The following is a 20,532-nucleotide window of genomic DNA, read 5'->3' as shown; positions in this document are numbered from 1 at the left end:
GCGTGCATCCTGTCCCCGCTCCAATTCATCGACATCAGGACGACGAGTGGTGGTCAGCTGCGGACGGCGTCCATGGCCGTGTTGTACTGCTCGTTTCGGACACGCTCCTCGCTCTCGATGAGCGCAGCGGACCCCCGCGTTTCTCGCCTGTCGCCGGTCAGGGTGACGTGTGCGGGATTTCCTGGTGGGGCGCGGCTACGGGCACGGTCATGTCGAGCAGCAGCATGGCGTCGTGGTCGGGTGTGCCGGGGTCGGCGGTGTAGACGCCGATGCGCTGGCCGAGGGTGCCTTCCAGCTGCATGGACTGGGAGGTGAGCGTGACGGTGCCGACGCGGGGGTGCTGGAAGGTCTTCTGCGCGGGCTTGCGGCCGGTGACCTCGTAGCGTTCCCATAGCCGGGCGAAGTCGGGGCTCTTGAGCAGGAGCTCGCCGACGAGGTTGGTCAGGTCCGGAGCGTCGGGAGCGGTGCCGGCGACAGCGCGCAGCCGGGCGACGCAGCCGGTGATCTGACGGTCCCAGTCGCCGAAGAGATCCCGCGCGGCCGGGTGGAGGAAGAGGTAGCGGGCCAGGTTGCGATGCTTGGTCGGCCAGTCCTCCAGGCCCGCGTACAGAGCGAGGCCGCCGGGGTTCCAGGCCAGCATGTCCATGCTGCGGCTGATGACGTAGGCGGGGTTCGGGCGCAGTGATTCCAGCAGCAGTTTCAAATGGGGGCGCACGGTGCGGCTGGGGGCCGGGGGTGGTTCGGGGGCGTAGCGGGCGGCGCGGGCGGCAAGCTCACGCACGTGCTGGTGTTCCTGGTCGTCCATGTGCAGGGCGCGGGCGAGGGAGTCGAGGACGGCGGGGCTGGGGCGGGTCTCCCTGCCGCGTTCCAGGCGTACGTAGTAGTCGATGCTGATGCCGGCGAGGGTGGCCAGCTCCTCGCGGCGCAAGCCGGGAGTGCGGCGGATGCCGGCGCCGACGGTGAGGCCGACGTGTTCGGGATTGGTCTGGGTGCGGCGGGCGCGCAGGAAGCGGCCCAGCTCGGCGCCCTCGCTGTTCGCGCTCTGGGATGCCATGACTCCAGTCTCACCCGGTAGGCAGCCGCGCCGCAGACGGGAGGGGGGCCCTGTCATTACCCCTGAAGAGCCCGCCCTGCCACACCCGAGCAATCCGGGCGAAGGTGAATGAGAAAGACACCGGACCCCTTCGCCGCCCGGACTTCAACCGGCACGACCTGCCGGACCGGGCAAGAGCGAGAGACCCGGCGACACCATGATCGGAAGAGGGCGAGATGCGGTACATCAAGCTGCGTGACCTGGAGGTTTCCCGGATCGGGCTGGGCGCGATGGGCATGTCCCACGGCTACACCGGTTCAGGCACCGATGACGCGGAGTCGATCAGGACCGTGCACCGAGCCCTGGACCTCGGCGTAACGCTGGTCGACACCGCCGAGATCTACGGCCCCTACACCAACGAGGAGCTGCTTGGCCGGGCGCTGAAGGGCCGCCGGGACCAGGTGGTGCTGGCCACCAAGTTCGGCCTGGTCTCGCACGCCGGCGAAGGCGCGTGGAACCTGGACTCCAGCCCGGCCAACATCCGCACCGCGGTCGAGGGCTCCCTGAAGCGGCTGGGCACCGACCACATCGACCTCTACTACCAGCACCGCGTCGATCCGAACACGCCGATCGAAGAGACCGCCGGCGCCGTTGGCGAACTGATCGCTGAGGGCAAGGTCCGAGCCTTCGGGCTCTCCGAGGCCGGTCCGGACACCATCCGCCGCGCCCATGCCGTCCAGCCCGTTACCGCGGTCCAGTCCGAGTACTCCCTGTTCACTCGCGGGATCGAGGAACGCGTGCTGCCCGTCCTGCGGGAGCTGAACATCGGCCTGGTGCCGTTCTCCCCGCTGGGCCGCGGCTTCCTGACCGGAACCGTGCACTCCACCGACCAGTTCGACGAAAACGACTTCCGCCGCGACAACCCGCGCTTCACGGGCGAGAACTTCCAGCGCAACCTGGCACTGGTCGACGAGGTCAAGGCCCTGGCCGACGGGGCTGGTGCCACGCCCGGTCAGGTGGCGCTGGCCTGGCTGCTCGCCCAAGGCGACGACATCGCCCCGATCCCCGGCACCAAGCGCGTCAGCCGGGTCGAGGAGAACACCGCAGCCGACACGGTCACGCTCACCGCCGAGCAGCTCGACCGGCTCTCCAGCCTGCCGCCCGCCGCCGGCGACACCCACACCAAGGCCCAGGCCCGCATGCTCGAACGCTGAACTTCGTCGTCCCGACCTCAGCACCATCCTCGTTTGGAGTAGCACCCTCGTGCGTGCAGCAGTGATGTACGGAGCCGGCGACGTCCGCGTCGAGAACCGGCCCGACCCGAAGATCGCCCAGCCGACCGACGCGGTGGTGCGCACGCTGGCCGCGTGCGTGTGCGGCAGCGACCTGTGGCCCTACACCTCCATGCCCGCCACCGACACAGGTCGCCCCATGGGCCACGAGTTCCTCGGAGTCATCGAGGAGACCGGCGCGGACGTGACCGCCCTGAAGGCCGGTGATCTGGTCGTCGCCCCGTTCACCTACAGCGACAACACCTGCGACTACTGCGCCAAGGGCCTGCACATCTCGTGCCGCAACGGCGGCCGGTACGGCTTCGACGGTGTTGATGGCGGCCAGGGCGAAGCCGTTCGCGTCCCGTACGCGGACGGCACCTTGGTGAAGCTGCCGGTGGCCGCCGACTCCGCGCTGCTGCCGTCGCTGCTGGCGCTGTCCGATGTGATGACCACTGGCCACCACGGCGCCGTCACCGCCGGCGTCGGCCGCGGTGATGCGGTGCTGGTGGTCGGGGACGGCGCGGTCGGCCTGTGCGCCGTGATCGCCGCCAAGCGGCTCGGTGCCGAGCGGATCGTGCTCGCCGGCCGCCACGAAGCCCGCACCGGCCTGGGCCGCGAGTTCGGCGCCACGGACGTGGTCGCCGAGCGCGGCGAGGAGGGCATCGCCCGGATCCGCGAGCTGACCGGCGGCATGGACAAGGTCATCGAGGCCGTCGGCACCCGCCAGGCCCTCGACACCGCACTGGGCGCGGTCTTGGACGGCGGCACCATCAGCCGCCTGGGCGTTCCCCAGTACGAGCAGGGTCCGATAGGCCCGGCGGAGTTCATGCGGAACGTCACCCTGACCGGCGGCGCCAGCCCCGCCCGCGCCTACATCGAGCAGCTGCTGCCCGACGTCCTGGACGGGACGATCGCCCCCGGCCGTGCCTTCGACCAGACCTTCTCCCTCTACCAGGCACCGGACGCCTACCGGGCGATGGCCGACCGCCAGGTCCTCAAGGCCCTCATCCGCCTCTGACCACCCGCTCTCTCCCGCACAGCGAAGGACATCCCGCTCATGCAGACCGTCACCCTCAACAACGGCGTCGAGATGCCGATCCTCGGCTTCGGCGTCTACCAGATCCCCGCCGAGGACACCGAGCGCGCCGTCTCCGAGGCCCTGGCCGCCGGCTACCGCCTGCTGGACACCGCCGCCGCCTACGGCAACGAAGAAGCCGTCGGCAGCGCCATCAAGTCCAGCGGCATCGCGCGCGAGGAGCTTTTCGTCACCACCAAGCTGTGGGTTCAGGACGCCCCCGCCCACGACAACACGCGCCGCGCGTTCGAGACGTCGCTGACCAAGCTGGGCCTGGACCACCTCGACCTGTACCTGATGCACCAGCCCTTCGGCGATGTCTACGGCCAGTGGCGTGCCATGGAGGCGCTCAATCGCGAGGGCGCGGCGAAGGCGATCGGCGTCGCCAACTTCTACCCCGACCGCTTGATCGACCTGATCATCAACAACGAGATCACCCCGCAGGTCAACCAGATCGAGACCCACCCCTTCTTCCAGCGCGCCGACTACCAGGACCTCATGCGTGAGCACGGCGTGCAGATCCAGTCCTGGGGCGGCTTCGCCGAAGGCAAGAACAACCTGTTCACCAACCCCCTGCTCGCCGAGATCGGCAAGGAACACGACAAGTCTGTCGCCCAGGTCGTCCTGCGCTGGCTCACCCAGCGCGGCGTCATCGCCATCCCCAAGTCCGTGCGCGCCGAGCGCATGGCCGAGAATATTGACGTCTTCGACTTCCAGCTCACCGACGAGCAGATGGCCCAGATCGCCACCCTCGACACCGGCAGCTCCCTCTTCTTCGACCACCACGACCCCGAGATGGTCACCTGGCTCGCAGGACGCCGTCTGGACAGCTGAACGGCGCTCCTTACCGGCCGCGGGTGCCCCGAAGCCAACGTCCGGGGCGCCTGCCCGGGCCTCCACTCCGCTAACGGTTCACCGGAGCAGTCCATCGTGATCACGCACACCGTTCTGCCGAGCCGGCGCACCATTCTGCGCAGCGCGCTAGCGACCGCAACCGCCGCTCTGGGCGCAACCCACCTGGCGGGTTGTTCACCGTCCTCACAGCACTCCAGGGCCTCCTCCCGTTCCGCCGCGACGACCGGAAGCAACGTGAAACGAGTTCTGCTGGCCTACTTCTCGCGACCGGGCGAGAACCACTACAACGGCGGCCGTATCGACCTGAAGGTCGGCAACACCGAGGTGCTCGCTGACAAGATCGGCGGCCGCATCAGCTGTGACACCTACCGCATCCTGGCCGCCGACCCCTACTCGCACGACTACGACGCGACCGTAAAGCGCAACGTCCGCGAGCAGGACACCGACGCCCGCCCGGCCATCGAAGGTCGCCTGCCCTCCCTCGACGGCTACGACACCATCCTCCTGGCCAGCCCCATTTGGAACGTCCGAGCACCCATGATCATGACGACGTTCATCGAAGCCCTCGACTTCCGAGGCAAGACCGTCCACCCGGTCACCACATACGCCGTGAGCGGCCTGGGCACCACCGAACGCGACTACGCCGCCTCCTGTCCCGGCGCGACCATCGCCGAGGGCCTTGCGGTACGCGGCGAAGAGGTCAAGGACGCCGACACCGAAGTTGAGGCATGGCTGCGTCGTATCCGGCTGCCCACCCGGTAACGGCTCCTGCCGGGCACGTCACGGCCCGTCCGGATGCCAACGCTCACGGCTTCTCGTCGTCCTCGCGGGTGGCCGGGTCCGTCAGCGGGTGCAGACCACCGCCAGCGGGGACGGCGGCACGGAAGCTGTCGCGGCCCAGGCATTCTTTGATCTGCCGGAGACACCTCCGGAGCATGCCGTGATCGCCCGGTTCCACCTGGGCGGCGGCCTCGGTGAGTCCGATCAATGGGCGCTGGTCTTCGAAGCCGAGCGGACGATGGCGGCCGCGGTCGAAGCAGCGGGTCTCGGTGAAGTCGACGGCAACGAGTTCGGCGGCGGCGAGGTCGTGATCTTCGCCTACAGGACTGACGCGAAAGCCCTGTACCGGGTCATGGAGCCCGGCTTGCGTGCCCTCGCGTTTCGGCTGGCGCGCGTCGTGCTGCGCCATGGAAACCTGCCGATGATGTCGTGAGTGAGCGCATTGATCCCGTCAAACAGCGTGCACTGGAGTTGCCCGTCAGCGCATAGCCGCTCGGGCTGACATCACGAGTTGACATCAACGGCGGCGATCGATGGCACACCGCAGTGACTGAAGCCAGATCGGGGAGCGAGCCGCAAGCTCCGTTTCGGCAGTCCACACCGCGCTGCGATCGAACCTACAAAGCGGATGTCGGCGAATGCTCCAGCTGTAGATCAGTCTCGGTAATCGAGATCCCTGCCACCACTGGCCTTGATCAGCCAGGACAGTGAGCCGCTGCCGAACGGCCAGCCGGTCGTCGCCACCTCAACCCAGCCGCTGCCTGGCTGACCGGACCCCGCGTCCCACCACCACCAGCTGCGATCGTCGCCCATGCCGTCCTCGGTCGGGTCGAAGTAGTAGAGCCAGTCCGACAGCGTCCAAGGCTCTTGGTTGAAGGCTGATTTCTGCTCGGGCGTCATCGCCTGCCATGTCTGCAGCCAGGCCTGAGCATCGAATGACGGGTCGGGCTCCGGCTCCGGCGCGCACTGATGTATGAACTCCGCCGGCAGCAGCTCCGACCATTGCCCGAAAGCTGGCCAGTTTCCCGTTCGCTGGACCACGCACGCCAGTACGGCACGGGCATTCGCGATGATCCGCGCCGGATCCTCGGCAATGAACCGGACCCGCACGAGAAACGGCTGCTGTCGACCGTCATCGGCCCCGAGGCCGGACTGAAGACGCCGCAGCTCGCCCTTGATGATGTCCACGGCGAAGAAGTGTGCACCGCCACCGGCTTTGTCGCACGTCAAAAAGGCGAGCCATGGCCTCCAGGTCTCGGTCTACGTCTGACCATGCTGACTGACTGCTGCCTAGTGAGCAGCAGGCCCTTCTGTCCTATGTGGCCAGATCGCTCCCTTGTATGCACTTCGTGTACGTGTCAAACAGTTGGGGGCGGGGTGACCGGGGAGAGGGGACGCTGCGTGTCTGCGGTAGGTGGGGCTCGGGTTGTGCCGTCGGATTGGGCGGTAGAGCGGTTCGGGCAGCGTGCCGGCGGGCTCGCTGCCGCGGTTCCGGTGCAACTGGCCAGGGCCCACGCGCGAGCTCACGCCGTGCATCTGGCGGCCCGGTTGAAGAAGCGCAGTCCCTATGGCGCCACGCTGGCGGAGGCGGTGCGGGAGAACCTGGCGGATACGGCGCGGGAGCTGGACGAAGCCGTGCGGGACGTACGTGGGTACGAGTACGCCGTTATCAACGACCACGCGCTCTTCCCCTTCAAGTACGCCGACCGTCCGAGGCCGCTTGATCGTGCCCGGTTGGCTTCCAACGCTTCCCCTACGCGCCGCCGGATGCTCCTGGGGCACGGTCCGCAGCCGCAGGACGGGCTGTTCCCGCTCGACGACGACCTGACGACAGAGGAGTACGCGGAGCTGCACGAGACGTTCGAAGCACTCGGCGCCTCCACCGAGCTCGTCTGTCTGTTCTTCACGGCTGACCCGGAGAACGGCATCCACGTCATCCACTGGGGAGACGCCCATCTCGAACCAGACCGCACCTTCACCTGGCTCTACAGCGAACAGCTCCCGGTGGCCCCCCAGTTGCTCGAGTGATGGCCCTGGGCGTGCGCGGCCAGCGTCATGTGGGCAATGGTGAGCGGTCTCCTGGGCCGTCCCTGGGCCGTGCGAGGGCGCTCGACAGCGACCGACGGCGACAACCAGTGACACGTCAGCTCCCGGCGTCGCCGGTGAAAGGCCGGGTCACGGGCCCCTGACCGAACGGGTTTCCTTCAAGGGGTGGCGGTCAGGCAAGATGGGGTGTTTCTTGCTGCCAGGTTATGGATCACAGCAGCCACAGCTTCCGCTGACATCCAACGCTGACATCAATGACCACGAACAGCGGCAACAACCGGCAGCCACGTGCGGCCCCGGTGGACGCGGTGGAACGCGACCACGGCGGGGTGAGATCGAACTTGTAAAGCGAGTGTCAGAATCCACCCAGCGTACGGGGCGTTGGCCGCAGCGCGGGAGGCCAGCCGCTCGCTATCAGGCGTCGACACGATTGAAGTCTGCGATCTGCACGAGGGATCTACGGTTGGGGCGTGAAGCCACAGCCGATCCGTACATCGCAAATACAGGTCATCAGAACTGGTAGGGCCTACGGGGCCCGGCCCCTGCTCGCCGAAACTGCCGACGGTCAACTGGTGGTGTTGTCGTCCTCCCACGGCGGAGACCGCTGTTATCGGTGGGATCCAGCGACTGGCCGCGAAATGTGGTCCGTCAAGTTCTACGCGGGCGGCGGCCCGGGCAAGGCTGTCGCGTGCCCGTCTGGCGGCGGTGCAGTACTGGCCTCAGCAAATGAGGTGGGTGTCTGGCGCCTGGACGCCTTGACCGGCGAGGAACTGTCCAGCCCGTACATGGAAGAGGTGAGCACCGTCTGGGACGTCGACGCAGGCGTGTTGCCCGGTGGGCGCCACTTCTTCGTCGGTGCCGGCAGCGACGTCTTCCGTTGGGACGCTGTGAGCGGCGACCCGCTGGGTGCACCGCTGACGGGGCATCGAGGTTTGGTCATGGCCGTCACGGCCGTCCCAGGACGGAACGGCACTGCGTTGATCGCCGCAGGTGACGAGAACGGAGTCATCCTGCGATGGGACCCCAAGACCGGCGATCGGACCGGGGATCCCATCGCTGGATCCCGCGCCCGGATCATGCAGATCACCTAGCTGTTTCTTCTCACTGGCTCCACCCTCCTCATCGCCACCGACTTCGACAGCACTTTGTGGCGCTGGGATGCTTCAACGGGTGAATCGGTTGGGGAGCCGATGTCTCTGGGTTCGGAGTACCGAATAGTGGCTTCGGCTGTGGTGGACGGTGGTGCGCGGCTGTTCACCTCGGGGACCGACAACATGGTCCGTGAGTGGGATGCAGCAACCGGCGAGTTGATCGGGATTCCGTGGGCTGGAAGGGCCGTCGAAGTACTCGCGCGTGCCGACGGCAGCATGCTGTTCGCCACAGGGTCATCCGAGGGCGACATCAGTTTGTACAAGTGAGGGTTCTGCACTAGCGATGTACGGTGGCGCATCTACGTCCTGCAGTGTTCAAACGCTTGCGTAGTCGTGCTTTTCTGGGCAACCAGCAGTCGACGGCAGTGACGGCAACGCTGACGGCAACGGCGGCGGACGACAACGGGACACGGCGGCCTTGAGCTGTTGCGACACGGTGGCATCGAACGGAACCACCAGGGGCTTGACCGCATCTTCTAAGCGCCTGGCCGCATCCTTAAGCGTTGTGGAGATGAGTGTCTAACTGCGTGACAACGCCGAGATGCAGCGGCGGACAAGCCCGCACTCCTGGGGACCATCGCAGCAGGTGAGCGGAGCACCAGCCCATGGCCGAGCGCCCACGCGAGTTGCTTCAGGACGAAGAGGTCTGTGCCAGATTCGGGCCAGGTCTGGACATGTGCTGAAGACGGATCCCCCAACCTGGCGAAGATGCGCCGGGTTGGGGGATCCGCCATCAGTTGTCCCGTCAGGAGCCGTCAGTGACGGTTAGGGTGCCGGTCAGCGTGAGCGCGGCGCCGGTGCCGTCCTCAGGTTCGGCGGTGAGCTCCCAGGTGTAGGTGCCGGTGGCGGCAGGCTTACCGTCCGCGAGCGTGCCGTCCCATCGGGCCGTCAGGGCGGCGCCGAGTGCGGTGGCGTCAAGCGTGCGCACGATCTTCGCCTTGCGCTTGATCACCACCTGAGCGCCGGTGGCTGGCTTGGACAACTGCCACAACGGGTTCCAGGCGGCGCCGGCCGTCGGGGTGCAGACGGTGTCGGTTCGGGTGGCGGTCACGGCGAGCGCCTGGGCGGGCACGCCGCTGGGTACGACGTGTGCTGCCCCGGCGGCATCCAGCCAGGCTACGCCGCCGCCGAACTTGTCCACGTCGTAGTTCTTCCAGCCGGACACGGCGGGCAGGTCGGTGAGCACCCGGGGCGCGGCCGCGGTTCCGGTATGGAAGTCGGTGAGCAGCAGCTTGCCCGCGGTCGTGTCCTGATTGAGAACGAAGCCGTCGCCGAGCTTCCCGCGCTCGGGCAGGCTGATGTTCTCACCGGTCTGCAGGTCGTACACGCCGAACGGGGTGGACTGGTCGCCGCCGATGATGTCTTGCCCCAGGCAGTCCCAGTACACCCAACGCCCGACGGTCTGGATGTCCCGGATCCCGCAGGAGGCACCGACCGTGTACGGGGTGACCGTGCCGGACACCAGATCCCGCGCTTCGATCTCGCCGGCGGTGCCGTCCGTGGTCCACAGCTTGGAGCCCCACAGCGCGGCCGCCGGGGTGTTCAGCTGCTGCACCACCGCCCCGCCGCCGGACGCCTCGAAGTCGACGACCAGCCGCTCGTCGCCGCTGCCGTACACCGCGTACTGCCCGGCGGCGTCGCGCAGGCCGAGGCCGGAGGTCGCCGGGGTGGTGCGGTCGAACGGTACGACCTCGGTGCGTGCGCCAGCCGCGGTCGCGCGCACGAGGACGTCCCGCTGGGTGACGTCGTCGTGGCGGACGTGCACGACGGACCCGTCCCCGGCGCCCAGCGGCTGACCGTAACTGTCGCCGAGGGGCGCGGTGGTGACCTCGGAGCGCTCCCCCGCCGACGGCGTCCCGGTGAGCGTCACCTTGCGCGTCTGGTACGAGGGACGCGGCGCGCTGTCCTCCTCCTTGGTGACCAACTGGCCGCCGGCGAGCGCGATGCCGCGCACCGCAGCCGGTCTGGCGGGCACCTCGGAGAGCGTACGTACGGTCAGACCGCCGTCCGCCGCGACCTCGATCCGGCGCACCGCCCAGTCTCCGGCGTTCGCGCCGCCGACCGTGATCGCCCCTCCGCCGGGGATCTGGGTCAGGTCGGGCTGGGCGGCGGCCAGCAGGGTGACCGGCGATCCACCGTCGAGCGGGGTGGCCTTGAGAGGACCGCCGCCGGTCAGTGGCGGGTTCGGCTCGGTGGGGGCCGACGGTCGGTAGCTTGTGAGCAGCCAGTCGCCCGCCAGTCCGATGACGGGGGTGCCCTCCGCGGAGGGCGGTACGGCGACGGAGGTCTGGGTCCCGGAGGGGTCGTCGCGGAGGACCACCCGGGCCTGGCTCATGCCCTTCTGGTACCAGGCGATGTGGGTGGGTGAGACGGTGGCCTGGATGGTCGCTGGGTTGTCGACGGCGACGTTGGCGGTCACGGGCGTGAGGGCGCCGGTGGTCAGGTCGACGAGACCGAGCGTGTGCCCGTGAGTGAACTTCACGACGGCCAGCCGTCCGTCGCCAGCCGCGACCGGGTACCGGTCGAACCTCAGCCCCGAGGGCGGGTCGACCGGCGTGTCGGTGGTCACGCCGTCCTGGAGGTGGAGAATATGCAGCTTGTCCACCTGCCATACGTCGTTGTATGAGATCGTCAGCACGGTCTGCCCGAAGGAGCCGACGGTGTACTGACCGTCCGGAACGGTGAGCGGCGTCGACTCCGCGGTCGCGGGGTCCCGCAGCTGCACGACTCCGCTCGCGTCGATGGGTACCGGCAGGATGTCCGTACCCGCCCCGTAGTAGCCCTGCTGGCCCGGCAGTTTGCCGGTGAAGTTCTCGACCGTTCGCTCGGTGCCGTCGTAACCGCGCCACTGGTACGGCGCGGTGGAGCCATCGCTCGTCTCCCGGCGGTGCAGATAGCCGGTGTCTCCGGAGGCGTACAGTGCATCCTGCACCGGCGCGTATCTGTCTGGCGCGGCCAGCACGAGCTCTGCCGGCCCGGCGTCCCCGGCATGGGCGACCGTGGGAACGGTGATGACGGGTACGGCGGCAACGGCGAGGACGAGGGCGAGGCGACGCGCAGCATCGGGCATACGTTCGATTTTCATGTCCATGCTCATCCAGCGCTGCACGGGACGGAAACGTCACAGTGGCGGGCCATGGCGCGGTGGGTAGCCAACCTCAGCAACGCCCCCTGACGATCGCCGCAGCGCTTCGATCAGCTCAGCTGGGATCCCTGTGCCGCAGCGGACCACGACGCTCGCCGTGTTCCTGATCACCCCCTCACTCGGGGTCTCACACCGCTGGTCGTCTACCTGATCCGAGGGAACGGGCGAAGGGAGCGGGGCGACCTCTACGAGTTGTGCCCTGACGGTCTCCTCGCCGAACTCAACGGCCAGGCGGACCCAACACGGATCACTACGCTGCTGAAGCACTGCAAGGCGCAGAAGCGGTAAGTGTCGCCGAGCAGTGGATGGCGATGACGCGGACCACAAGCGCACCAAATCGAGCGGGGAACAGCAGGGAATCACGGTAACAACAGCCGAGCCCGAGGAGGCCACGGCTTAGCTGTTCGCCCAGATCAGCGCCTCAACAAGGTCCAGAGAGCCCCAGCTTCCCAAGCTGAGGTTCTGGGGTGACGGTCTTGCGATACGGTGCGGGCTTCATATGACGCCCCCTCGGAGAACAAGTGGATCTGCTGAACAGCCGTGTTGCCCGCTTTGCGACCATGATCCTGCTGGGCTTGGCTGCACTCGCTATCGCCGGTTGCAACCCTGATCCGACCGACCCCGAGAACGTCGATCCGATCTCTCTGGTGAACAGCACATCGAACCCAGTGCGCGTCTTCTGGTGTGCCGACGACGGGGACAACGAATGCGCGGAGGAGCACAGCTTAGGAGTCATCCCAGCGAGGGCACATCGCACCGTGCACATCTCCTCATACGAAGTAATGCTGCACGTCGAGACAGCTTCGGGCCCAGGGGGATATGTCTGCGAAGACGACGCTCCGGGCAGTCGGATAGCTCTGAGCGCGTCGTACCCCTCCATGAAAGCCGCATACGACAACTGCCTGGACAGAGCATCACCGAGCATCTCGCCCCGCTGAGGTCCCGCATGGACGTGCCCCTACCCAGGAGTTGACATCCACCGCCGACATCAACGGCGGCGGACAGCGGCAGAGGTAGACGCACGTGGACGGCCAGTACCCCCAAGCCAGGTGGGCCTACCGAAGGAGTTTCGGCCCTCCGGATCGAACTCCTAAAGCGGGTGTCGTGCTCCGGCAACTTCGACGTCGTCACGATCACCGGAACCAGCCGAGAGATCCGCCGTCAAGCCACTGGTGTATGCCGGATGGCGCTGCAAGGCAGGTAGGGCGCCCGTCGAATGCGTATCGACGCTCCCAGCAGCTTCTCCGGCAGCCACATTCTCTGCCCAGGTCAGGGGGCGATTAACCGTCGAAGAACTCAGCGCCTTCCAAGCGCTTGGCAAATCTCGCGGGGCCTGGTCAAGCGTCAGCCATCGTGTTCCAGCGGGTGGGCGTTGGAACCACCGTTTGAAGAAGCTGCGCCCGAGGTCGGCTGGCACCCGGCCGTTCACCGGGGGCTGCTGTCCGGTTCAGGCAGGGACGTGACGACCCCGGCGCGAACGCGAACCGGTACGGGCAGCAAGAATCCATACACCACAACGACGAAGACGAGGGAGAGACGCCGTGACGAGACCGGCCCCGCGCAGCGCCACAGCCTTGTACGCGATAGCCGCGACCTGTGCCGCCGTAGGCGCACTGCTGTGGGTGCGCAGCCAGGCCAGCACGCCCATCAGTCTCTCCTCCAGATCGTACGGGTCCTTCCTGGCGGCCGACAGCTATACCCCGTCGGCCTGGCGGGTCTGGTCACCGGCAGTGCCCGAAGACCGTCTTGGCCTGTACCTCCTCACGGCCGGGCTGTTGCTGGCTGTGGCGGCGCGCCTGGTCTCCGTCTGGCGTGACTGAGCAGCTCAAACGCAAATCTCGCCCCTCCCCTTATTTAGGTCAGCATCTGACCTCTAAGGAAGTTCGACCGCTTGACGGACATGGCTTGCCGCGCCGAGGTCCGGCCTGTCGTCGCCGCGGTCTTCCCGCTGGAGCGAGCCGCCGAGGCGCAGGAGGAACTCTCCCGCAGGACTCACGTGGGAAAGGTCGCCATGCACCCGTGAGCGCCCCCGCCCCGGTGCTCACGGACTGCCGTCGCCTTGCGGATCCACGGCGTGAGGGACACGCCGCAGTCGGCGCCCTTCCGCTGGAACGACCAGGGGCACTGCGGTCTGTTGCATGTCGGTACCGGAGCTGCCTGTGGGGAAACTGACCGTGCGGATCTCGAACAGCGCAGGCTGGCGGGAGGAAGGCGGCGACACCGGGGCCGCCGGGGCGGGGCGCATGGCACGCCGCGCGGCACAGGGCCCGGCGGGCAGGAGGCGCGGCAGCAGCGGGGCCGTAACTGTGTTGCGGGAGGGGGGAGATGAGGTCGGCGAGGAACCGCGGCGTGCCGGGCGGTTCGAGAGCGTGCGCTGTGCCCGGTGCACTGCGCCGTGATCCGCAGCTCGTGGCGGGAGGCGAGCGCTGCCGTCGTGGCGATGTCGTCGGCCCCGGGGACTCCACGGCGCCGGCCAGCCGCTGCTCTGGCACGCAAGTTCCCTGTCCGCCGGGCAGTGTCCCCATCCGGATCACCGGGCAGGAGCAGCCGGCCCAGCGCGTTGGGAGAGATCGGAGAACCTTGCGGCTGACCGCTGTGTCATGACGACATCGCCTTCGGGTGAGCTCCGTCAGCCGGTACTGCTCACTGGCGAGATTCCAGAGCGCTGATGAGGGCGTCGGCCACGATGGCCGGATCAGTCAGCAGCGTCATGTGATTGCCCGGGATGACCGCGGGCTCGACGCCGAGCCGAGCCGCGAACTCGGTGCCGGGCCGGGCCAGGGCAATGTCGTCGGCGCACTGTACATAAGCCGCGTCCAGCCCGATCTTCGTGACCGGGGGCACGTCGAGGCTGTCCGTCATATAACCGCCCGGCTGCGGCAGCAGCAGTTGGCTGACAAGCTTCTGGAGCGGCGTGGGGTCTCCGGGCATGAGCACGCCCTCGACCGCGTCGAGGCCGACGGGGACGGTGCCGTCGGGAGTCGCTGCGATAGCCTGCCGAATCATCGCGGCGTACTGCTCGTTCTCATCGATCATCGGCATGCCCTGCTCGGGGACCACCGCGGCGAAGTAGATCACCTTTGCGACGCGGCCCGCGAGCCGGTGGGCCGCGCCGGTGACCGGGTATCCGCCCCAGCTGTGGCCGACCAGGACAACATCGGTGAGATCGCGGCTCTCGACTTCGCTCACCACGTGGTCGACCGCGTCGGCCAGCCTGAGCCCGGCTGGCGAGCCGTTGTAGGTCAGTCCGGGCATGCTCAGCGCCAGAGTCGGGTAGCCGCGCTCGGTGAGTTGGCGAGCCACCGGGTACCAGCTCCAGTCCCCCAGCCATGCGCCGGGAACGAGGACGAAGGTCTGCGTGGGCTTGCTGGCAGTCAAGTCAGACTCTCTATCTCTTACGACGGGCACCCTGGGCAGGGGAACGGCGTGCGCTACCCGAGGCGCTCCGGTGTCGATGGGGATGGTGCGCTCGCCTCACCGCAAATTACGGTCCGGTCGGGTTATCGAGCGTCACCCGATCCGGGTGATAGCGCGCCGACGGGGTGCGTCTTTGAGAACCGCTCAGCGGGTGCCGGGCGCAAGCAGGCCCAGGTCGCGGGCTCGGGCGACGGCCTCGGCGCGGCGGTGGGCGCCGAGCTTGGCGTACAGGTGGCGCACGTGCACTTTGACGGTGTTGGGCGAGACATTGAGCTGGCCGGCGATTTCCGGCGTGGTCAGGTTGGTCGGCAGGTAGCGCAGTACCCGCACCTCGCTTCGGCTCAGCGGCTCGGCGAGCGGCCAGGGCCCGGCGGTCGACGGCGCGGGCTGGCGACCGGCGAGCAGGCCGAGGATCTCGGCGATCAGGGCGGCGTGGGCGGTGCGGTGCCCGGGGAGGCTCTCCAGCAGATCCGGCACCGGGTGCAGCAGGAACCACAGCAGCACTCCGTCCGGTTCGGCCAGGTCCAGCGCGCGCTCCAAGGCTCCGCCGGCGGCGCGGGGATCACCGAGCGCAGCACGGGCGATCGCCTCCAGCAGGAACGCCTGGGCCAACCAGCCCGGCCAGGGCAGCTGCGCGGAGCCGTCGAGCACCGGCGCGAGCGCGGCGACCGCCGCCTGCGGATCGTCTTGGGCGAGCCGCAGGGTTGCCAGGCCCAGACGCATCTGCCCGCCATCGCGGTCCTGGTCGGAGAGACCGGCCAGGATTTGCTCGGCGCGGTCGGTCTCACCGAGGCGGACAAGGGTCTGCACGAGGAAGGACCGGTTCCCGTGGACCATCAGGTTCGGTTCGGTCAGGCGCTCGGCCACCTGGTCGGCGGCTTGGAAGGCGGCAAGCGCGTCGGCGTCCCGGCCGCGCGCCAGCGCCAGCACTCCGCGCAGGGAGCGGATCGCCAGCGCGTCCGCGGGCTCGGTCTCCGCCCGGAGGGTGCGCTCGGACTGCTGCATCCAAGGTTCGCCCTCCTCCGGCCGCCCCTGCCAGGCCAGGATGGTCCCGACGTTCATGCTCGCCAGGCCGAAGGCCGGCCCCTCGGCCCAGCCGTGCCGTTCGGCCAGCTCGGCCGCCTGCCTGCTGTGCTCCAGTGCCGACGGGACCGATCGGAAGAACTCGAGAGCCGCCTGGTAAACAAGGCCGGTGAACTCCAGGTAAGGCCGTCCGATCCGGCGCGCGAGCGCGACGCCCGGCTCCAGGTGCCGCACGGCCTCCTGGAACCTGGCCATCCAGAACTCGGTGCTGCCCAGGCTGATCAGCGCCAGCGCGCGCAATTCCTCGCCCAGGCCGGGCTGCGCCGTCTCGGCCGCCTCCGCCGCGTCCTGCAGCCGCTGCGCCTGCTCGGTCACCGCCGCCAGGCTCCCGTGCCAGCGGGCGATCAGCAGCCGGACGATCCCCACCAGCAGCTGCGCCTGCCCCAGCCGACCCTCCGACGCCAACGCCCGCTCCGCCAGGCACAGGTAACGTTTCGCCGCCGCCGGCGACCCGCCGGCCAGCTCGTCGGCCGCGGCCACCGCCGCCAGCTCCGCGTCCGCCGTGCGGTACTCGGTGGGGAATCCGGCGAGAAGCCCGTGGATGACGGCGGTCTTCCCGTCCAGGTACAGGCCGGGCCACTGGTCGGCGAGCAGCCCGGCAGCCAGCCCCCAGTCCCGCGCGGCCTGGGCGTGCCGAATCGCCTCCACCGCCATGCCCCGGCCCGCCAGCCAGTCGGCGGCGGTGCGGTGCAGTGCCACGACCTCGCCGGGGCGGGTGCGCCGCAGTTGTAGCCGCAGCAGGTCCGCGAACAGCTGGTGATAGCGGAACCAGGTCCGCGAGGTGTCCAGCGAGACCACGAACGCGTTCGCGGCCTCCAGGTCCTGCAGCACCCGCTCTCCGCCCTCGCCCCCGGTCAGCAGGTCCGCGAGCTCGCCGTTGACCCGCTCCAGGATGCTGGTGCGCAGCAGCAGCTCCCGCACCTGCTCGCTCTGCCGATCCAGCACCTCGGCCAACAGGTACTCGGCCACCGTCCGTTCACTGCCGGAGAACTCGGCCGCCAGCCGCTGGTCCGGGTCCGCGTGCCCTGCCAGGGACAGCGCGGCCAGCCGCAGCCCCGCTGCCCAGCCCTCGGTCCGCTCGTGCAGCACTGCAACCGCAGGCCCGCGCAGCACCAACCCCGCCGCTCTGAACAGCTCCTCGGTTTCTGCCAGGGTGAACCGCAGATCCGGATCGCGGATCTCGGCGAGTTCGCCTTCCAGCCGCAGTCGGTGCAGGCCCAGGCGCACGTCGTGCCGCGTGGCCAACACGAAACGCAGCTGAGGCGACGCCCGCATGATGAGCAGTTGCAGTTGTTGCAGCGCCTCCGGGTCCAGCTCGTGCACGTCGTCGATCACCAGGTAGTTCCGGTCCTGCAGCGGGGCCAGGTCCGCGATCAGCCGTTCCACGACCGTCCACCCGTCCAGGTCCGGAGCCGCCGTGAGGGTCCCGACCAGCGCCGAGCCCGCCCTAGTCCGGCGCAGCGCATCCACGACGCCAAGCCAGAAGAGCTGCGGATCCCGCTCATCCCGCCCCACCGACACCCACGCCGCGTATTCGGCCAGGCCCGCCTCGGACAGCCATGATCGCAGCAGCATCGTTTTGCCGCTCCCCGCCGACGCCGACACCACCGTCACCCGGGCCGCCCCGCCCAGTCGCCCGACCAGCGCCGGGCGAGCAACCACCTCTCCCGCACCGATACCTGCTTTTCGCGTGGATGCGGCACCCGTCTCGCTGGACCTCACAGTGCCGATCTTCCCATGAACCTGCGCTCCGCCCCGGATACCATCGGCCTCGCCAGGTCCGCTCCGTCATGGAGCAGACCTCTGCCCCACTCCACCAGTTCAAGTACCTCGCCGTCAGCCGGGAATGACGCCTCGACGACCTCCACGGCGCCTTCGTCCCACTCGCCTGACGAGCTAGCGCTCGCGGCGGGGCAGCCGACGAGCAGTGGCGTTACGCCAACGCGCGGTGCGGACGGCTGACGAGCCTCTGAGCGCAGCCATCTCCTTCGGCCCGCGCACGAGCCGGCATGCCCCGGTGTCCTGGTCGACGAGGATGGGCCAGTTTCCCCCGGACCCGGATCTGGCGCCACTCTTCGTCCTTCGCCATGGGATACCAGGCGAAACCATAGATGCCCGTGACAGCTGGAGTCGCCCACAGGCCGATTTCGAAGGCCCACTCCTCCCAGTGGTCGGTCAGGGTCCGGCCGAACTCCTCCGCGCGTCTCCGTGCTTCGTTCTCCCCCAAGAGATCCCCTTTCCGCACTCCAACACCTGGGCGAGCAGAGGTTACGGGACTGAGGCACGCCACAGAACGGGAGCTGCTGCGGTGCACATATCTCTGTACCGGGCGGTGCCCACAGAGAAGTACGCGGACACGTGGGGCACAGCAGCTCGACAAGGCCATGGCCTTGCTCTCGCACTCGTTGCGAGTCGATGCATCAGTCGTCGCTTCTGTACAGATTGGTCTGGCCGTTTGATGCGGTAAGGCCTCCGTCGACGGGTATGTGCACGCCATTGAGATAGCTTGCATCAGAACCAGCGAGGAACGCGATGACAGCTGCCGCCTCCTCCGGTTCAGCAGGACGGCCCATCGGTACGCGATCGATGAAACGCTTTTGCAGTGAAGTTCCGTCAGCCAGCGCGTCGCGGTAATATTGTCTCGTGAGTGTCACCCCAGGATGAACGGCATTGACCCTGATCTGACGGCCATGATCAAGCGCCATCACGTTAGTGAGGTTCCTTACTGCACCCTTGGTCATGTTATAGACGGCCTGCCCCCAGTCGCCCCCGAGCCCCGAAACCGCTCCCACATTGACGATACATCCGCGTGCCCTGACCAGGTGTGGCAGTGCCGCCCTTGATGCAAAGAAAACACCGTCGACATTAGTACGCATCATGGACTGGTAACTCTCCAAGTCCACTTCGTCTACTGCGCCAGGCATTGCGACACCCGCGTTATTGACCAGGACGTCGACGCTCCCGAACCGTTCCGCCACCTCGCTGACGACCGCGGTGATGGAAGCCACGTCGGAGACGTCAGCGGCCCAGGCATGCACGTCCGCACCGGCAGGGCACTCCCGAATGGTGCGCTGAAGAGTCTCAAGAGTCCGACCCACCAACGCGACGATGTACCCATCAGCGGCGAATCGTCGTGCAGAGGCTGCCCCTATACCGCTTCCGGCGCCTGTGATGATTGCAACGCGGCGCGGTCTGATCTGGTCCACGGTTCTCCCACTTTCATGTGCATCAGGCGCAAAAGGCCCAGACCCAGCTGGACTATCCAAGCCTAGGCAGCAGCGGCTTGAGCAGCTGTGGACCAGAGCGACATGGTCAGAGAAGATAAACGTCAGCAGGGCGATTTCAAAGTCTGAGTGATCTTGTAAGTGTGCAGGTTACGGTGCGCGACGCAACGCAACGAAGCTCCGTTGTGGAGGTGACCTTCCCAAGTCGCCTTCGCCCAACGGAGCTTCGATGTGCCGCCAGTCTGCCACCGTCTGCCTGACCAAGTCGCCCAGCCGTCAGCATCGGTCGATCGGTCCGCTGGCGCTGCGGCTGCAGACGCTGGCTGATCCCCGCTCGCGGCGCGGGAAGCGTCACCCGTTCGTGGCGGTGCTGCTGGTGGCCTGCTCGGCAGTGACCGCCGGAGCACAGTCTTTCGCGGCCATCGGGCAGTGGGCCAAGAACGCGCCGCAGGACGTCCTGACCCGGCTCGCGGCCCGCACTGCCACCGCGCTCGGTGTGCGGGTGGCACCGAGTGGAGCGACGATCCGCCGGGTCATTCTGCACACCTGCCCCGGAGGCTTGGCCGACCTGCTGGGATGCGAGCCGGATGGGAGCGAGACGTTGGCTGTGGACGGCAAGAGCGCCCGCGGCTCGCGCCGTGGCACCACCCCGGCCGCCCACCTGCTGGCTGCGATGACCGGCGGCGGGCAGACCGTCACCCAGCTGCGAGTGCCGGACAAGACAAACGAAATCACCTGCTTCGCCGCCCTGTTGGAACCCTTCGACCTGACCGGCATCACCGTGACTGCAGACGCCCTGCACACCCAGCGTGATCACGCCCGATTCTTGGTGGAGGGCAAGAGGGCCCACTACGCGTTCACCGTGAAGAAGAACCAGAAGGGCTTGTACGAGCAGTTGCGCACCCTGCCCTGGCAGGAGGCGACCGCGAAGTTCTACGACCGGACCACAGGACACGGACGCCTGGAGACCCGGGTGGTGCAGGCGCTGACCGTCACCGAGCTCGGCGTGGACTTTCCGCACGCCGTCCAGGTCGCGAAGATCGTGCGGCACCGCACCAGCGTCACGACCGCCAAACGCAGCCGCGAGACCGTCTACCTCATCACCGATCTGAGCAGCAGGCAAGCCTCCCCGGAACGGATCGCGAAGATCGTCAGATCACAGTGGGTGATCGAAAACCGGCTCCACTTTGTACGCGACACCACCTACCGCGAGGACGCTTCCAAGATCCGTACCGGACACGGCCCAGAGAACATGGCCGCCCTCCGTAGCTTCGCCATCAACCAGCTCCGTGCCGCCGGCCACACCAACATCGCGGCCGGACTGCGGGAGATGGCCCTCCGACCCTTCGAGCGACCGCTGACCCTCCTCGGACTCAGCTGACCAGCATCAACCCCGGATCATCGGACTTTGCAATCGCCCTGCCCCCAAGGCGGTGTCAAAACTCACCG

Annotated in this window: 17 protein-coding genes and 1 pseudogene; 12 read left to right on the top strand and 6 right to left on the bottom strand. The window is 68.0% G+C overall.

The features are described 5' to 3' along the window. Positions 1 to 157: 157 nt before the first annotated feature. On the bottom strand, positions 158 to 1,054 hold the full coding sequence (locus RCR19_RS33885; protein WP_331268575.1) for a helix-turn-helix transcriptional regulator: 897 nt from the start codon (positions 1,052 to 1,054) through the stop codon (positions 158 to 160). A 215-nt stretch (positions 1,055 to 1,269) separates the two neighbouring features. On the opposite strand from RCR19_RS33885, the gene RCR19_RS33880 reads away from it, so the two are divergent. The 5 genes from RCR19_RS33880 to RCR19_RS33860 all read left to right on the top strand — a co-directional run bounded on the left by RCR19_RS33880 (position 1,270) and on the right by RCR19_RS33860 (position 5,450). Continuing rightward, positions 1,270 to 2,247 carry an aldo/keto reductase gene (locus RCR19_RS33880; protein WP_331268574.1) on the top strand — a complete coding sequence of 326 codons (978 nt, stop codon included), beginning with the start codon at positions 1,270 to 1,272 and terminating at the stop codon, positions 2,245 to 2,247. Between the two features lie 64 nt (positions 2,248 to 2,311). After that, on the top strand, positions 2,312 to 3,325 hold the full coding sequence (locus RCR19_RS33875) for an alcohol dehydrogenase catalytic domain-containing protein (protein ID WP_331269629.1): 1,014 nt from the start codon (positions 2,312 to 2,314) through the stop codon (positions 3,323 to 3,325). Between the two features lie 39 nt (positions 3,326 to 3,364). After that, positions 3,365 to 4,216, top strand: a complete 852-nt coding sequence (locus tag RCR19_RS33870; RefSeq protein ID WP_331268573.1) for an aldo/keto reductase — start codon at positions 3,365 to 3,367, stop codon at positions 4,214 to 4,216. A 255-nt stretch (positions 4,217 to 4,471) separates the two neighbouring features. Next, positions 4,472 to 4,999, top strand: a complete 528-nt coding sequence (locus RCR19_RS33865) for a flavodoxin (protein ID WP_331268572.1) — start codon at positions 4,472 to 4,474, stop codon at positions 4,997 to 4,999. 88 nt (positions 5,000 to 5,087) lie between these two features. Further along, positions 5,088 to 5,450 carry a hypothetical protein gene (locus RCR19_RS33860; RefSeq protein WP_331268571.1) on the top strand — a complete coding sequence of 121 codons (363 nt, stop codon included), beginning with the start codon at positions 5,088 to 5,090 and terminating at the stop codon, positions 5,448 to 5,450. Between the two features lie 221 nt (positions 5,451 to 5,671). Here the strand turns inward: RCR19_RS33860 and RCR19_RS33855 are convergent, their stop codons facing one another. Continuing rightward, the gene (locus RCR19_RS33855; RefSeq protein ID WP_331268570.1) at positions 5,672 to 6,205 is read right to left on the bottom strand and encodes a hypothetical protein; all 534 of its coding nucleotides are present in this window, start codon (positions 6,203 to 6,205) and stop codon (positions 5,672 to 5,674) included. A gap of 342 nt (positions 6,206 to 6,547) precedes the next feature. Between RCR19_RS33855 and RCR19_RS33850 the strand changes: the two genes are divergently transcribed. The 3 genes from RCR19_RS33850 to RCR19_RS33840 all read left to right on the top strand — a co-directional run bounded on the left by RCR19_RS33850 (position 6,548) and on the right by RCR19_RS33840 (position 8,481). Next, a complete protein-coding gene (locus RCR19_RS33850) occupies positions 6,548 to 7,045 on the top strand; it encodes a hypothetical protein (RefSeq protein WP_331268569.1) in 498 nt (165 codons plus the stop codon). A gap of 488 nt (positions 7,046 to 7,533) precedes the next feature. Next, complete coding sequence (locus RCR19_RS33845) at positions 7,534 to 8,154, top strand: PQQ-binding-like beta-propeller repeat protein (RefSeq protein WP_331268568.1); 621 nt, start codon at positions 7,534 to 7,536, stop codon at positions 8,152 to 8,154. A 126-nt stretch (positions 8,155 to 8,280) separates the two neighbouring features. After that, a complete protein-coding gene (locus RCR19_RS33840) occupies positions 8,281 to 8,481 on the top strand; it encodes a hypothetical protein (protein ID WP_331268567.1) in 201 nt (66 codons plus the stop codon). A gap of 478 nt (positions 8,482 to 8,959) precedes the next feature. Here RCR19_RS33840 and RCR19_RS33835 read toward each other — a convergent pair whose 3' ends face one another. Next, a complete protein-coding gene (locus RCR19_RS33835) occupies positions 8,960 to 11,284 on the bottom strand; it encodes a FlgD immunoglobulin-like domain containing protein (RefSeq protein WP_331268566.1) in 2,325 nt (774 codons plus the stop codon). 596 nt (positions 11,285 to 11,880) lie between these two features. On the opposite strand from RCR19_RS33835, the gene RCR19_RS33830 reads away from it, so the two are divergent. The 3 genes and pseudogenes from RCR19_RS33830 to RCR19_RS33820 all read left to right on the top strand — a co-directional run. Then, positions 11,881 to 12,297 carry a hypothetical protein gene (locus RCR19_RS33830; protein WP_331268565.1) on the top strand — a complete coding sequence of 139 codons (417 nt, stop codon included), beginning with the start codon at positions 11,881 to 11,883 and terminating at the stop codon, positions 12,295 to 12,297. Between the two features lie 603 nt (positions 12,298 to 12,900). Further along, the gene (locus RCR19_RS33825) at positions 12,901 to 13,179 is read left to right on the top strand and encodes a hypothetical protein (RefSeq protein WP_331268564.1); all 279 of its coding nucleotides are present in this window, start codon (positions 12,901 to 12,903) and stop codon (positions 13,177 to 13,179) included. Between the two features lie 62 nt (positions 13,180 to 13,241). Continuing rightward, positions 13,242 to 13,382, top strand: a pseudogene (locus RCR19_RS33820) (zinc-binding dehydrogenase); the annotation flags it as partial. A 620-nt stretch (positions 13,383 to 14,002) separates the two neighbouring features. Here RCR19_RS33820 and RCR19_RS33815 read toward each other — a convergent pair. From RCR19_RS33815 to RCR19_RS33805, 3 genes are all read right to left on the bottom strand, one after another. Then, on the bottom strand, positions 14,003 to 14,737 hold the full coding sequence (locus RCR19_RS33815; protein ID WP_331268563.1) for an alpha/beta fold hydrolase: 735 nt from the start codon (positions 14,735 to 14,737) through the stop codon (positions 14,003 to 14,005). A gap of 183 nt (positions 14,738 to 14,920) precedes the next feature. Further along, positions 14,921 to 17,521: a LuxR C-terminal-related transcriptional regulator gene (locus RCR19_RS33810; RefSeq protein ID WP_331268562.1), complete on the bottom strand. Its 2,601-nt coding sequence runs from the start codon at positions 17,519 to 17,521 to the stop codon at positions 14,921 to 14,923. Between the two features lie 758 nt (positions 17,522 to 18,279). Next, positions 18,280 to 19,065: an SDR family oxidoreductase gene (locus RCR19_RS33805; RefSeq protein WP_331268561.1), complete on the bottom strand. Its 786-nt coding sequence runs from the start codon at positions 19,063 to 19,065 to the stop codon at positions 18,280 to 18,282. Positions 19,066 to 19,312: 247 nt separating this feature from the next. Between RCR19_RS33805 and RCR19_RS33800 the strand changes: the two genes are divergently transcribed. Continuing rightward, entirely contained in the window at positions 19,313 to 20,464 is a 1,152-nt protein-coding gene (locus tag RCR19_RS33800) for an ISAs1 family transposase (RefSeq protein WP_331268560.1), read from the top strand. The last annotated feature ends 68 nt before the right edge of the window (positions 20,465 to 20,532 follow it).

Source organism: Streptomyces sp. WAC07094, assembly GCF_036320405.1.
Taxonomy (GTDB): domain Bacteria; phylum Actinomycetota; class Actinomycetes; order Streptomycetales; family Streptomycetaceae; genus Streptomyces; species Streptomyces lannensis.
This window is presented reverse-complemented; position numbering and strand designations above follow the sequence as displayed.

Bases quoted from the DNA above. Each gene is read 5' to 3' on its own strand.
- RCR19_RS33835 (WP_331268566.1), bottom strand. From the start codon at position 11,284: ATGCCCGATGCTGCGCGTCGCCTCGCCCTCGTCCTCGCCGTTGCCGCC.
- RCR19_RS33875 (WP_331269629.1), top strand. From the start codon at position 2,312: ATGTACGGAGCCGGCGACGTCCGCGTCGAGAACCGGCCCGACCCGAAG.
- RCR19_RS33885 (WP_331268575.1), bottom strand. From the start codon at position 1,054: ATGGCATCCCAGAGCGCGAACAGCGAGGGCGCCGAGCTGGGCCGCTTC.
- RCR19_RS33870 (WP_331268573.1), top strand. From the start codon at position 3,365: ATGCAGACCGTCACCCTCAACAACGGCGTCGAGATGCCGATCCTCGGC.
- RCR19_RS33880 (WP_331268574.1), top strand. From the start codon at position 1,270: ATGCGGTACATCAAGCTGCGTGACCTGGAGGTTTCCCGGATCGGGCTG.
- RCR19_RS33800 (WP_331268560.1), top strand. From the start codon at position 19,313: ATGTGCCGCCAGTCTGCCACCGTCTGCCTGACCAAGTCGCCCAGCCGT.